Source organism: Dyella sp. 01L423, from assembly GCF_056399945.1.
The window spans coordinates 131,524-145,437 of sequence record NZ_JBFTSI010000008.1 but is presented as its reverse complement, the minus strand read 5'-3'; the positions used below and the strand labels follow the sequence as shown (position 1 = coordinate 145,437).

At 65.5% G+C, this 13,914-nt stretch carries 13 protein-coding genes; 10 read left to right on the top strand and 3 right to left on the bottom strand.

What is annotated here, in order from left to right; all coding sequences use genetic code 11:
- Nucleotides 1–61: 61 nt before the first annotated feature.
- A complete protein-coding gene (locus AC1DMY_RS18950; RefSeq protein ID WP_477166416.1) occupies nt 62–2,080 on the top strand; it encodes a tetratricopeptide repeat-containing sulfotransferase family protein in 2,019 nt (672 codons plus the stop codon).
- Here AC1DMY_RS18950 and AC1DMY_RS18945 read toward each other — a convergent pair whose 3' ends face one another.
- The 3 genes from AC1DMY_RS18945 to pdxR form a co-directional block, all read right to left on the bottom strand.
- Entirely contained in the window at nt 2,081–2,455 is a 375-nt protein-coding gene (locus AC1DMY_RS18945) for a cupin domain-containing protein (protein ID WP_477166415.1), read from the bottom strand.
- Between the two features lie 2 nt (nt 2,456–2,457).
- Nucleotides 2,458–3,465: a TlpA family protein disulfide reductase gene (locus AC1DMY_RS18940; RefSeq protein ID WP_477166414.1), complete on the bottom strand. Its 1,008-nt coding sequence runs from the start codon at nt 3,463–3,465 to the stop codon at nt 2,458–2,460.
- Nucleotides 3,466–3,556: 91 nt separating this feature from the next.
- Complete coding sequence (gene pdxR, locus AC1DMY_RS18935) at nt 3,557–5,005, bottom strand: MocR-like pyridoxine biosynthesis transcription factor PdxR (protein WP_477166413.1); 1,449 nt, start codon at nt 5,003–5,005, stop codon at nt 3,557–3,559.
- Between the two features lie 109 nt (nt 5,006–5,114).
- On the opposite strand from pdxR, the gene AC1DMY_RS18930 reads away from it, so the two are divergent.
- From AC1DMY_RS18930 to prmA, 9 genes are all read left to right on the top strand, one after another.
- Nucleotides 5,115–5,813: a glutathione binding-like protein gene (locus tag AC1DMY_RS18930; RefSeq protein WP_477166412.1), complete on the top strand. Its 699-nt coding sequence runs from the start codon at nt 5,115–5,117 to the stop codon at nt 5,811–5,813.
- Nucleotides 5,814–5,985: 172 nt separating this feature from the next.
- Nucleotides 5,986–6,903: a DMT family transporter gene (locus AC1DMY_RS18925; protein ID WP_477166411.1), complete on the top strand. Its 918-nt coding sequence runs from the start codon at nt 5,986–5,988 to the stop codon at nt 6,901–6,903.
- Between the two features lie 93 nt (nt 6,904–6,996).
- Complete coding sequence (locus AC1DMY_RS18920; RefSeq protein WP_477166410.1) at nt 6,997–9,201, top strand: protein-disulfide reductase DsbD family protein; 2,205 nt, start codon at nt 6,997–6,999, stop codon at nt 9,199–9,201.
- Nucleotides 9,198–9,740 (top strand): TlpA disulfide reductase family protein, encoded by a 543-nt coding sequence (locus AC1DMY_RS18915; protein ID WP_477166409.1) that lies wholly within the window; start codon nt 9,198–9,200, stop codon nt 9,738–9,740. Before AC1DMY_RS18920 ends, AC1DMY_RS18915 begins: the two co-directional genes overlap by 4 nt.
- Before the next feature lie 150 nt (nt 9,741–9,890).
- Complete coding sequence (gene aroQ, locus AC1DMY_RS18910; protein ID WP_477166408.1) at nt 9,891–10,349, top strand: type II 3-dehydroquinate dehydratase; 459 nt, start codon at nt 9,891–9,893, stop codon at nt 10,347–10,349.
- A 72-nt stretch (nt 10,350–10,421) separates the two neighbouring features.
- Nucleotides 10,422–10,874: an acetyl-CoA carboxylase biotin carboxyl carrier protein gene (accB, locus tag AC1DMY_RS18905; protein ID WP_477166407.1), complete on the top strand. Its 453-nt coding sequence runs from the start codon at nt 10,422–10,424 to the stop codon at nt 10,872–10,874.
- A 21-nt stretch (nt 10,875–10,895) separates the two neighbouring features.
- The gene (accC, locus tag AC1DMY_RS18900; protein ID WP_477166406.1) at nt 10,896–12,263 is read left to right on the top strand and encodes an acetyl-CoA carboxylase biotin carboxylase subunit; all 1,368 of its coding nucleotides are present in this window, start codon (nt 10,896–10,898) and stop codon (nt 12,261–12,263) included.
- Between the two features lie 49 nt (nt 12,264–12,312).
- The gene (locus AC1DMY_RS18895) at nt 12,313–12,669 is read left to right on the top strand and encodes a DUF7716 domain-containing protein (protein ID WP_477166405.1); all 357 of its coding nucleotides are present in this window, start codon (nt 12,313–12,315) and stop codon (nt 12,667–12,669) included.
- A 238-nt stretch (nt 12,670–12,907) separates the two neighbouring features.
- Nucleotides 12,908–13,813, top strand: coding sequence for a 50S ribosomal protein L11 methyltransferase (gene prmA / locus AC1DMY_RS18890; protein ID WP_477166404.1), 906 nt, complete (start codon nt 12,908–12,910; stop codon nt 13,811–13,813).
- The last annotated feature ends 101 nt before the right edge of the window (nt 13,814–13,914 follow it).

Here is a 13,914-nt window from a genome sequence, read left to right as displayed (position 1 = left end):
GCGAGTGCGTCGTTAGCATGGGGTGGGCGCAAGCCCACCCCATTCTCTCTGCAGGCCAGGCATGAACGCAGCGCTTTCCGATCCGATCACGATGTCCGTCGAACAGCAGGTGGCGCAGCTGCGGCAACTGCTGAAAGAGGGACAGCATCCGCAGGCCTTGCAACTGGCCCTGGGGCTGGTGCGCGAGCTGCCGGAAAACCGCGATGCGATGCATCTGCTCGCCCGCAGCCAGCGTCACCTGGGACAGGTCGACGAGGCCTTGCAGACCCTGCTCGTGCTAGAGCAGCACCATCCCGCCTTCAGTCGGCTGCATGAAGAGCGCGGCCACTGCCACGTGGTGCGACGCGATGCGATGCAGGCGATCGATGCCTTGCTACACGCGGTCAATATCAATCCTGCGCTGCCCTCGAGCTGGAATTTGCTTGAGGGGCTTTATCGCATGGCCGGCGACCATGCGAACGCCCAACTGGCCGCCGATCACGTGGCGACGCTCAAGCGCCTCGCTCCCGAAGTGGTGCACGCTACCAGTCTGTTTTCCGACGGTGATCTGACGCAGGCCGAGCTGGTCATTCGCGGCCATTTGCAGCGCGTGGGCGACGACATCGAAGGCATGCGCTTGCTCGCACGGGTTGCCGTGGCGCGCGATGTGTTGGACGACGCTGACATCCTGCTGGAAGCCGTGCTGCGGCTTGCCCCCGATCACCACGCCGCACGCTTCGACTACGCCAAGGTGTTGTTCGAACGGCATCGGTACAAGGAAGCCTGCGCGCAGATGGAACGGCTTCTGGCCATCGATCCGCACCATCTCGACTACCGTGCGCTGCATGCCAGCGCCAACGTCGGCCTGGGCGAACACGATCGCGCCATCGGGCTGTATCGCGAGCTCCTGCAAATCGTGCCCGACGCGGCAGACCTGCATCTGTCGCTGGCCCACTCACTGAAGACCCAGGGACGCCAGGCCGAGGCTATCGACGCCTACCGGGCCGCCATCGCCGCACGGCCCGATTTCGGGGATGCCTACTGGAGCATGGCGAATCTCAAGACCTACCGTTTCACCGACGGAGAAATCGACGGCATGCTCGCGCAGGTCGCAATGCCGTCGACGTCGCTGGTGGACGGTTATCACCTGAACTTTGCGCTCGGCAAGGCCTTGGAGGACCGCGGCGACTACGCCGCCTCCTGGCATCACTACGCCAAGGGCAACGCCCTCAAGCGATCGGAAAGCCGCTACCGGCCCGAGATTATCGAAACCAATACGCGCCGGCAGATCGAGGTGTGCACGCGGGAGTTCTTCGCCGAACGTGCCGGTGCGGGAGATGCGAGCGCCGATCCCATCTTCATTGTCGGCCTGCCGCGCTCGGGCTCCACGCTGCTGGAGCAGATCCTCGCATCGCATCCCTTAGTGGACGGCACGCAGGAACTGGCGGACATCCCGCGCATGGTGCTGGAACTGCAAGGCCGCGATCCCGATCTCGACGACCCGCGCTATCCGGGCGTATTGAGGCAGATGTCGCCGGAGCAGTTTCGCAGCCTAGGCGAAGCTTATCTGCGCGACACGCGCATTTATCGCGGCATAGCGCCGTATTTCATCGACAAGATGCCCAACAACTTCCGGCATGTTGGCCTGATTCACCTGATGTTCCCCAACGCAAAGATCATCGATGCGCGGCGCGAGCCGATGGCCTGCTGCTTCAGCAATCTCAAGCAGCTGTTTGCGACGGGTCAGGAGTTCACCTATAGCATCGAGGACATCGCGCGCTATTACCGCACCTACCTCGATGTGATGGAACATTGGGACCGCGTGCTGCCCGGCCGCGTGCTGCGCGTGCAGCACGAAGACGTGGTGGACGATCTGGAAGGCAACGTGCGGCGTGTCCTGGATTTCTGCGGCCTGCCGTTCGACCCGGCGTGCCTGGCGTTCCATGAAACGCGGCGCAGCGTGCGCACGGCAAGCTCCGAGCAGGTGCGCCAGCCGATCTTCCGCGATGGCATCGACCAGTGGACGCATTACGCACCTTACCTAACCTCGCTGCGGGAGCAGCTCGGCGACGCGCTCGAACGCTACCGCACGCATCGCTGACTACTTGCGCGATCCGTGCGGCTTGCCGACGAACACCACCAGGATGGTGGCCGGTGCGGTGCTGCTGGCGTTGGCGCTGACGAGATGGCGCGCTCCGGCAGGCTCGAACCAGTTTTCGCCCGTCGCATAGACGCGCAGCGGCTGCCCTTCCACTTGGCTTCGCACTTGGCCATTCAATACGTACACATAGGCATCGCGATCATGTGAGTGCGGCTTGGACGCTTCGCCGGGCGCATAGCTCACTCGCAACGCTTCCAGCGATCGGCCGGGCGCCTGCGTCAAGGCTGCCGTCAGCAGGGTATCGTCCTGCGTCGCCTTGGCAGGCGCGGCAGCAGCGAGCGTCAACATCGCGGCGAGAATCAGGGTCGTCCGCATGATCAGCGCCTCGTGACCGTCGGTTCTTGCTGCAGCGGCAGCGCGGCATCCACTTCTTCAGTACGACCAATCACCTTGCCCTGCGCATCCAGCACGATCAGCGTCGGCACGTGCATCACGCGGAAGCGGCGGAACAAGGCGCCCGTTTCGTCCAGCGCCAATGGCATGACGATCCGGTGTTCGCGCTGATAAGCGGCCAGTTCGTCGTGGCTGGCCCAAAGACCCGAAGCGATGCCGAGCCAGCGCGCATGCGTGTCGCGCGCCAGCACGTCGGCTCGCTCACGCGCCGTGCGGCAACTCAGCGCGATGACGGGACGGCTCTTGGCCAGATAGGACTCGCACCACGGCGACAGAAACAGCAGCACGGTCGGTCGCGCCGCCTCGAAGGCCGGCAGCGACTTCCCATCGAGCGTGTGCAGATCGAATGCGGGCACACGGTCGCCCACGTCGTAATGCGGTTCGTCCTTCGGCACGGCGGCTGACGCGACGTTGGCGGTCGACGGGCGACGTGCCTGCGCCAGCGCCGCGTCGAGCTTTTCATCGGCCATGTGGCCCACATAGGCAATGCGTCCATCGCGACCGATCACCACGTGCTGCGGTGTCACGCGCAAATGAAAGGCTTCGCCCAGCGAGCCGTCGTCGAACACGATCGGCATGCCCAGTCCCAACTGCTTCTGCACTTTGCGCACCTCGTCGACGCTGTCGTCAAAACCTACGTCGATCGCAATCACCGCCATGTCGGGGCCGGCCTGTTCGTAGGTACGCTCGAAGTGCGGCATTTGCTCGCGGCAGGGCACGCACCAGGTGGCCCAGAACTTCAGATAGACGGCTTTCTTGCCGTACAAGGCGCCCAGGTCGATGGTCTGGCCATCGATGGTTTTGACCACCATGCGCGGCGCCGGCTGGCCCACCAGGCTGCGTCCGGCCGATTCCGCGCGCGATTGGCCGGACTCGGAGGCATGGGTCACCGCGCAGGCCAAAAACAGGCAAAGCAGGATCAGATAGCGCATGGCGACACATTCCCGGAAAGGTGGGGCCATGTTCCGCCGGTCGGTGGACCTTAAACAGATCCAGTTTTCGCTGATTTGAGAGAACCAGTGCTTAGCCCGGGCGATGCGCCTCGAGCAATCGGGCCAGCACGCGCGCAGCCTCGTCCATGCGCGTGGCGGGCATGCCGCCCAGGCCAAACACCAGGCCATTGGGCCTCGCGCTGCCGATGGCGTATTCGCCCAATGCTTCGATGCGCATATTCATCGCCTGAGCATCCTTGACCAGTTGGCTCGCCTGAACTGGCCAGCGCAGTTGCACGGCGATGTGCAGTCCGGCATCCGAGGCCAGCGGCTGCAGGGCGTCGCCGGCATACCGCGACAGCGCTTCAAGCAGCGCCTCGCGCCGCTCCGCATAGATGCGCCGCATCTTGCGCACATGGCGAGCGAGATGACCCTCGTTGATGAACAGTGCCAGCGTGTCCTGTGCCAGCACGTCGCTGTGCCGATCGCCGAGTTGGCGCACGCAGGCCAGCGCCGGCATCGCCCATGCAGGCGCCACCAGATAGCCCAGGCGCAGCGAAGGAAACAGGCTCTTGGAGAACGTGCCGATATAGAAGACCGAGCCGTCGCGATCCAAGGTCTGCAAGGCATCGAGCGGGCGGCCGCCATAGCGGAACTCGCCGTCGTAGTCGTCTTCGACGATCACCGCTTCGTTGCGTCGCGCGAAGTCGAGCAAGGCCGCGCGACGCGCGGGCGACATGGCCATGCCGGAAGGAAACTGATGCGACGGGGTCACGTAGATCACGCGCGCGTTGTTCGGAATCTGCTCGACCACCAGGCCTTCGTCGTCCACCGGCACGGGCACGATCTGGGCGCCAGCCGCTTCGAAGGTCTGGCGCAGCGGTGGGTAACCGGGATCTTCCACGGCCACCACCGTGTGCCCCGGCGTGACAAGAATACGCGCCAGCAGATCGAAGGCGTGCTGCGCACCGCCGACGACCATGATGTCCGCCGCGCTGCAGGTAACGGCACGGGTGAACGACACATGCCCGGCAATGGCCTCGCGCAAAGCCTCTCGTCCGGCGGCCGCGTCATAGAACGACGGCGTACGCGACAGCGAGCGCAGAGCCCGTGCGGATAATTTGCGCCATGCCTCGAACGGAAAACGCGAGCCATCGGGCAAGCCCACGCGCAAGTCGTAGCGCGCAGGCGGCAGCGCATTCATCGGGGTGGGAAAGATCGCCTCGCGCCATTGCGGTTGCAGACGCTTTTCTTCGCCCGCGGTCGAGCGCGACGGGCTGGCTTGCGTGGGTCCCGCATGCGCGACCACATACCCCGCGCCCTGGCGCGAGACGATATAGCCTTCGCTGAGCAGCCGGTCGTAGGCCGCCACGATGGTGTTGCGCGATAGTCCCAGCGAGCTAGCGAGCGACCGTGTGGACGGCAGCGGCCGACCCGTGCGAAGGCGGCCGTCCAGAATCGCCGCCCGCAACTGCCCGTGCAGCGCCTGCAGGCGGCCGCGCAGGGGAATATCCAGCGGAAAGGCCAGCGGTTGTTCCATGGCGGCGTCCGGCTAAGTCGACTGGTACTAAAGATTTCCTCTGTTCTGGATCTTTTTCAAGACCAGTGAACACCGGACACTGTCGCCATCCACTCACCGGAGCCCTGCCATGATCGAGCTGTACTTCGCCGCCACACCCAACGGCCTGAAGCTGAAGCTGTTCCTGGAGGAGGCGGGCCTGCCCTACTTCATCACCCCGGTGAGCCTCAGCAAGGGCGAACAGTTCAAACCCGAATTCCTGGCTATTTCGCCCAACAACAAGATCCCGGCCATCGTGGACCACGCGCCGGCCGGCGGCGGGGCGCCGGTGACGGTGTTCGAGTCGGGGGCGATCCTGCTCTATCTGGCGGAGAAGATCGGCCAGTTTCTGCCCAAGAACGCACTTGCCCGCATCGAGGTGCTGGAGTGGTTGTTCTGGCAGGTGGCAGGGCTGGGCCCCATGGCGGGCCAGGCCGGGCATTTCAAGGTGTATGCACCCGAGCCGGTGCCTTATGCGATCGACCGCTACACCCGCGAAGTCTCGCGGCTTTACGGTGTGCTGGATCGCCGGCTGGCCGGGCGCGAGTTCATCGCGGGCGAGTTTTCCGTCGCGGACATCGCCTGTTATCCGTGGATCGTGCCGCATGAGGCGCATGGCCAGAATCTGGCGGATTTTCCGAACCTGGAGCGCTGGTTTATCGCCATCTCGCAGCGGCCGGCGACGGTTCGCACTTATGAAGGTGTGGAGAATGCGTACACCCCGAAGCAGCCGTTGTCCGACGACGAACGCCGTGTGCTGTTTGGTCAGGGTGCGGCGCCGAAGGCCTGAGGACTGCTGACAGGTTCTGACGTAGTGGGCGGCTAGACTTCCATTCGCGTAGCCCCCTCCCCATTCGTCATCCCTGCGAAAGCAGGGATCCAGTGACTTTCAGGCACCTAAAAGCAAAGGCGCTGGATTCCTGCTTTCGCAGGAATGACGAGCTCAGAAAGCGGAATCCTCCATGAAAACCTCCGACATCACCGCACTCGTCGTACTGGGAGCCCTATGGGGCGCCTCGTTCCTGTTCATGCGCATGGGCGCGAACGAGTTCGGCGGCATGGCGCTGGCCGGCATGCGCGCCATCGGTGCGGCGATCTGCTCGGCGCCGCTGCTGACACGTACGCGGGTGACCGAAATGCGCACGCACTGGCGCGACATCGCCATCGTCGGCATTGCCAATTCGGCGCTGCCGTTCGTGCTGTTTTCGTTCGCGGCGAAGAGCCTGCCGGCCGGCGTTTCGGCTATCTCCGATGCCATTGCACCGTTGCTGGTCGCGCTGTCGGGCTGGATGCTGCTGGGCGAGAAGCTCAGCCCCATGCAGGCAAGCGGCCTGGTGATCGGCTTGACCGGCGTGGTGTGGCTGGTGGCCGGTACGGTGGGCTTTGGTGGTGGCACGCATGGCATGGGCTGGGCGATGGCTGCCTGCCTGGGTGCCAATGTCTGCTACACCTTTGGCGCGCACTACAGCCATCGCCGCCTGCGCAGTGGCGTCACGCCGCTCAGTGTCGCCACCGGCAGCCAACTGGTCGCCGCCTTGTTGCTGCTGCCCTTCACCGTCTGGATGTGGCCTGCCCAGACCCCGGGATGGACGGCATGGCTGGCCGTCTTGGGCCTGGCGGCCCTGTGCACGTCGCTCGCCTATGTCCTGTTCTACGGGTTGATGGCCCGCGTCGGGGCCTCGCGCAGCATGGTGGTGATGTTTCTCATCCCGGTGTTCGGTGTGGTGTGGGGGCTGGTCTTCCTGCATGAACCGGTCACCCTGGCGATGGCCGGCGGATGCATCGTTATCCTGCTCGGCGTGGCACTCACCACCGGTTTGCTGCGTCTGCGCCGTAACCGCGGGCCCGTCTCAAACGAAGTAGTTGTAGAACACTCTTAAGCTCCGGCGGGTTTTCCCCGGCCCGCCGGCAAGCTGAGCCATAATCCCGGTTCACCTGCGCCCCGGCGCGGGTTTCTCCATGCTGGAGCCGCAATGCGCCTGATCCACCCTGGCCGACTGGCCGCCCGCTTCTTCACGCTGCTCTGCCTGTTGTTCGTCGCGCTGCCTGCGCTGGCTCAGGACGATCTCGACGGCCTGCTGCCGGTCACCGAGGCCTATAAGCTCACCGCCGACGCTTCCACGCCCGGCGTGGTGAAGCTGCATTGGACGATTGCGCCCGACTATTACCTCTACCGCGGCCGCATGAAGTTCAAGGCGGCGGACGGGGCCACGCTGGGCGAGGCGCAGCTGCCCGACGGCGAGAAGCACCACGATGAATACCTGGGCGACGTGGAGACCTATCACCACGGCGTCGACGCGACCGTGCCGTACACCGTCGCGGCAGGCACGACCGAGCTGAAGCTCAGCGTGCAGTACCAGGGCTGCCACGAGGTGGATCCCAAGATCTGCTATCCGCCGCATACCGAGCAGCTGAGCCTGCCGGTGCCGGCCGGTGCGGGCGTGGCCGGTGGCGGCGATGCGATGAGCGCGGCGCTGGGCAAGCTCGGTTCCAGCAAGAGCGGCGGCGCCGCCACCCTGCCCGCCGAACAGGCCTTCCACCTGGAAGCGCTCGCCAAGGACCGCCAGCACTTGCTGCTGCGCTGGACCATGGCCAAGGGCTATTACCTCTATCGCGACCAGACCGCGTTCAAGCTCAAGGATGCCAACGGCCTCACCCTGGCCAAGCCGGAGTGGCCGGCCGGCGTGGAACACGAGGACGCGCACTTCGGCAAGACCACGGTGTATTTCGACCAGATCGAAGTGCCGGTGGCCATCGAAGGCGATACGTCGGCGCTCAAGACCGTGAATCTCGAGGCCAGTTTCCAGGGCTGCCAGGACGGCGGCATCTGCTTCCCGCTGATGACTCGCGCGATGTCCATCGATCTCAGTGCGGCGACGCCCACCAGTGGCTCGGTCGCCGAGCCGGCGCCGGAAATGCCTCCGGCCGGCCTTGCCACCACTCCGCTGCAAGTGAGCCTGCTCACCGCACTGCTGCTGGCCCTGGGCGGCGGCCTCGTGCTGAACCTGATGCCGTGCGTGCTGCCGGTGTTGTCGATCAAGGCGGTGGGTCTGCTGGAAAGCGGCGAAAGCCATACCAAGGCGCGTTCGCACGCCCTCTTCTATACGGCGGGTGTGCTGAGCACGTTCGCGCTGATCGGCATCGCCATTGTCGCGCTGCGTTCGGCCGGTCATGCCTTGGGCTGGGGCGCGCAGCTGCAGCAGCCGGTGGTGGTGGGCGTGCTGGCCTGCGTGATGGTCGCCGTCGGCCTGTCGATGTCGGGCGTCGTGCAGTTCGGCACCTCGCTGGGCAATGTGGGCTCGGGCCTGGCCTCGCGCTCGGGCCATGCGGGCGACTTCTTTACCGGCGTGCTCGCGGTAGCCGTGGCCAGCCCTTGCACCGCGCCGTTCATGGGTAGTGCGCTGGCCTACGCGTTTGCCGCGCCGATGATCAATGCGCTGCTGGTGTTCCTGACTCTGGGCATCGGCCTGGCCCTGCCGTTCCTGGCGATCGGCTTCGTTCCCGCGCTGGCGCGGATGCTGCCGCGGCCGGGGGCATGGATGGAAACGCTCAAGCAGGTGCTTGCGTTCCCGATGTACCTCACCGCCGTGTGGCTGATCTGGGTGCTGGCGCACCAGCGCGGCGCCGATGCGGTGGGCCTGGTGCTGGTGGCCGTGGTGCTGTTGTCCGCCACGCTGTGGTGGTTCGAGCGCAGCCGGTCGCGGGGCGCGTTCAGCCGCGTGGCGGTGGCCTTCCTGCTCGCACTCACCATCGTGCCCCTGTTCTATCTCTCCAAGGTGCAGGCGCCGACGCAGGCAGTCGCCGCCCCGGACGGGGTGGTGGCCTATTCGCCGGAGAAGCTCGCCGAACTGCGCAAGGCCGGCACGCCGGTGTTTGTCGACATGACCGCCGACTGGTGCGTCACCTGCAAGGCGAATGAGCACGCGGTGCTCGACACCGATGGCTTCCGCGACCTGCTCAAGAAGACCGGCGCGGTCTATATGAAAGGCGACTGGACCGACGTAAATCCCACCATCGCCGCCTTCCTGCAGCAATACCACTCGCCGGGCGTGCCGCTCTACGTCGTGTTTCCCAAGGACGGCGGCGAGGGCCGCATGCTGCCGACCGTGCTCACTTCATCGCTGGTCGAAGATGCGCTGACCAAGGCCGCCGGCACGCCGGTCGCCGCCAACCCATGATCAGTCGCAGCAACTGGATCATTCTTGGCGCCGCGGTACTGGTCGCCGCCGTGGGCGGCTGGATGCAGCACGCCAGCCAGCACGCCCGTGTGCCGCAAGGCGTGCAGGTGGCCAAAACGGGCGATATCGTCCCCGATCTGGCCCTGGCCGACCTTGGCGGCAAGGAACATCGCCTGTCCGAGTACCGCGGCCGCCGTGTACTGATCAACTTCTGGGCGAGCTGGTGCGGGCCGTGCCTGAAAGAGATACCCGCGCTGGTGCAGGCACAGGCCAACGTCGGCGAAAAAGGCCCGATCATCGTCGGCGTCGCCATGGATGATCCGGCCAACGTGCGAACCTTTCTGGCTGCCCATCCGGTGAACTACCCGATCCTGCTCGGCAGCCTGGCCAGCCCCAGTACCTCGCTACGACTGGGGAACGTCGGCGAAGTGTTGCCGTACAGCGTGCTTCTGGACGAGAACGGCCACGTGCTGTTCAGTCGCCGGGGCATCCTTGACGCTGACGACCTGAAGGCCTGGGCCGCGCCAGCCGCGCCCTGACGCGGTTTCTGCGCCCATACGTCGCCGCACGGTTTAACGCTAACTTCTCCTTCAAACATCGCCGAACTGCGCCGAACTGGACAACATCGACCGGGACGCGCACACTCCGCGCCGGACGCCGGCCCTGCCGGCACAACCCAAGGTAAGGGCGTGGCGAAGATCCTGGTCCTGCACGGACCCAATCTCAATCTGCTGGGCACTCGTGAGCCGGAGGTTTACGGTCGCGACACGCTGGCCGATATCGACGCCTCGCTGGTGCAGCGCGCCCAGAGCGCCGGACACGGCCTGGAAACGTTCCAGTCGAACGCCGAGCACGCCCTGATCGACCGCATCCACCAGGCCCGCCTGGACGGCACGGCGATCATCCTGATCAATCCGGGCGCCTTCACCCACACCAGCATCGCCCTGCGCGACGCGCTGGCGGGCGTGGCGATCCCGTTCATCGAGCTGCATCTGTCCAACGTGCATGCCCGCGAAGCGTTCCGCCGGCATTCCTATCTCTCGGACATCGCCGTGGGCGTGATCTGCGGCTTTGGCGCAGACAGCTACCGGCTGGCATTGGATGCCGCCCTGAACCGGCTGGACCGCGCTGGCGCGTCCGCCTCCTGAATCCCGGGCCTGTCGTCGCCCACATATTCCCATTCCGGCCGCTGCGGCGGCCTCAACGAAAAGGTTTGAACCATGGACCTGCGCAAGATCAAGAAGCTCATCGACCTGCTCGAGGAATCCAACCTCGCGGAACTTGAGATCAAGGAAGGCGAAGAGGTCGTTCGTTTGTCGCGCGTGCCCAAGGGCACCATGACCGCCGCGCCGGTGATGCAGGCCGCCCCGATGATGGCCGCGCCCGTCGCCGTCGCCGCGCCGGTGGAAGCCGCGCCGGCCGAGGCCGCCCTGCCCGCCGGCCACGTGGTGAAGGCGCCGATGGTCGGCACGTTCTACGCCTCGTCCAGCCCGGGCGCCGCGGCCTTCGTGAAGGTCGGTCAGCAGGTCAAGGCTGGCGAGACGCTGGGCATCATCGAAGCGATGAAGATGTTCAACCAGATCGAAGCTGACGTGGCCGGCACCGTGACGGCCATCCTGCTCGAAAACGGCCAGTCGGTGGAATTCGACCAGCCGATGTTCGTGATCGCCTGAGCCGGCTGACCGATCATGCCCATGCTCGAAAAAGTCGTCATCGCCAACCGCGGCGAAATCGCCCTGCGCGTGCTGCGCGCCTGCCACAGTCTGGGCATCAAGACCGTGGCGGTGCACTCCACCGCAGACCGTAACCTCAAGCACGTAGGCCTGGCCGACGAGTCGATCTGCATCGGCCCGGCGCCGTCGGTCGACAGCTATCTCAATATCCCGCGCATCATCGCCGCGGCGGAAATCACCGACGCCCAGGCCATCCACCCGGGTTACGGCTTTCTGTCCGAGCGCGCCGACTTCGCCGAACAGGTGGAACAGTCGGGCTTCATCTTCATCGGCCCCACGGCGGACGTGATCCGTTTGATGGGCGACAAGGTGGAAGCGATCCGCGCCATGAAGGCCGCCGGCGTGCCGTGCGTGCCGGGCTCGGGCGGTCCGCTCGGCGACAACGTGGAAGAGAACATCCGCATTGCGCGCGAGATCGGCTACCCGGTGATCATCAAGGCCGCCGGCGGCGGCGGTGGCCGCGGCATGCGCGTGGTGCGCACCGAGGCACACCTGGGCAACGCCGTCACCATGACCAAGCAGGAAGCGAAGGCCGCTTTCGGCAACGATCAGGTGTACATGGAGAAGTTCCTGGAGAATCCGCGCCACGTGGAAATCCAGGTGCTGGCCGACGGCCAGGGCAACGCCATCCATCTGGGCGAGCGCGACTGCTCCATGCAGCGCCGCCACCAGAAGGTGGTCGAAGAAGCCCCCGCACCGGGCATCACGCCGGAACTGCGCGAGCAGATCGGCAAAGTCTGCGTGGATGCGTGCCTCCGTATCGGCTATCGCGGCGCGGGCACCTTCGAATTCCTGTTCGAAGACGGCCGCTTCTACTTCATCGAGATGAACACCCGTATCCAGGTGGAGCATCCGGTGACCGAGCTGATCACGGGCATCGACCTGGTGCGCGAGCAGCTGTTGATCGCCGGCGGCGAGAAGCTCTCGATCAAGCAGTCGGACATCCAGATCCACGGTCACGCGATCGAGTGCCGCATCAACGCCGAAGATCCCGATTCGTTCCTGCCCTCGCCGGGCACGGTGAAGCGTTTCGAGGCACCGGGCGGCCCGGGCGTGCGCGTGGATACGCATCTGTACGACGGCTACCGCATTCCGCCGAACTACGACTCGATGATCGGCAAGCTGATCGTGCACGGCCCGGATCGCGAAACCGCCATCGCACGCATGCGCCTGGCACTCGCCGAGACGGTGATCGAAGGCGTGAAGTGCAATATCCCGCTGCAGCAGCGCATCATGGCCGACGCCGGTTTCCAGCAGGGTGGACAGAACATCCACTACCTGGAAAAGCGCATGGCCGAACAGAAGGAAAAGGCCGCCCACGGCGGCTGATGTCTGGCCGGCGAGTCGTCCCGACGACTCGCCGGTTTGCCTGACCACGATGTCTGCACTGATCACACTGCGCGAAGCGATCGATGCCATCACCGAGGCCTTCGACGAAGGCGATGGCTGGGATCGCTATGCCTGGGTGTATATCCGCGGCCACATCACCGAGCCTTCGTGCAGGTTGTATCTCTCGCACGTTGGCGATGAGGAAGAAGCGCTGATTGCCGATCACGGCGCTGCGCTGCCTGAGTTTGCTGCGCAACACGAGCTGGGCCATTTTCTTGAAGCGGCGGATTTCGCCGAGGTGCTGTTTGTGCAGCGACGGCAGCAGCCCTCGCCCACGCTCGAGGATTTCGCGCGTGCGCTGGAGTATTACCGCAAGCACGATAGTTTTCTGGGCGTGCCGCCGTAGAGGCCACCGCACTCCATGTGGGAGCGCACCCTGTGCGCGACCGCGGAGCATCGGTGTACCTCTGGGCTGTCCAATCTCGCCTTCCGCTCTCAAGCTGACGAACCACCTGATCCGCATGGCGACGGCCGACCGCCGTCGCGCACAGGGTGCGCTCCCACAAAATGCGCTCCCACAAAGGGAGAGGCACCAGCGCCCCCACTTCGGCGACAATGCACGCCTGATATCGCAGGATCGCCCCATGCCCTGGCTTGAACTCTCCCTCACCGTCCGCGCCGAACAGCAGCCTCGTGTCGAAGAGGCGCTCGATGATCTGGGCGCGCTTTCGATCACGCTGCAGGACGCCGATGCGGAAACGCCGGACGAGCAGGCCATCTTCGAGCCCGGCGTGGGCGAACTGCCGCTGTGGCCCACCATCACGCTCAATGCGTTGTTCGAAGCCGAGACAGATCGGCGCGGCCTGAGCGAAGCGCTCGGCGACCTGCTGCCGTGGCTGGAGCCGGACCAGATGCTGTTCCGCGACGTGGCCGACGAGGACTGGGAACGCGCGTGGATGGACCAGTTCAAGCCCATGCCGTTTGGCCGGCGCCTGTGGATTTATCCGTGGAACATCGAGCCGCCGGCCGACCAGGACATCGTGGTCGTGCGCCTGGATCCGGGCCTCGCGTTCGGCAGCGGCACGCATCCCACCACGGCGCTGTGCCTGGCGTGGCTGGACAGCCTGGATCTCAAGGGCAAGAGCGTGATGGATTTCGGCTGCGGCTCGGGCATCCTGGCCATCGCTGCGGTTAAGCTCGGCGCTGCCAGCGCCGTGGGCGTGGACAATGATCCCCAGGCGCTGATTGCCTCGGCGGATAACGCCGAGCGCAACGAGGTGGCCGATCGGCTCACCGTCTATCTGCCCGAAGATCTGATCGCTGAACCCGCGGACGTCTTCATCGCCAATATCCTCGCCGGCCCGCTGGGCGAACTGGCGCCGACTTTTGCCGCGGCCGCCAAGCCGGGCGCGCCGTTCGCCATCTCCGGCATCCTGCAGGGCCAGGAAGAGGAACTGCTGGCGCGCTATGCGGAATGGTTCGACGAGTTGCGCGTGGACACCCAGGAGGACTGGGTCCGCATCAGTGGCCGACGCGCACGGACGCGGTAGTGCCGCGGGTGCAGGATGCGCAGGCACACGCTGAGGCAGGACGCGCCGCCACTGAGTGACCGTTCACGGTACCGGCATGCCCGCGGGTGATTTGTCCCGCG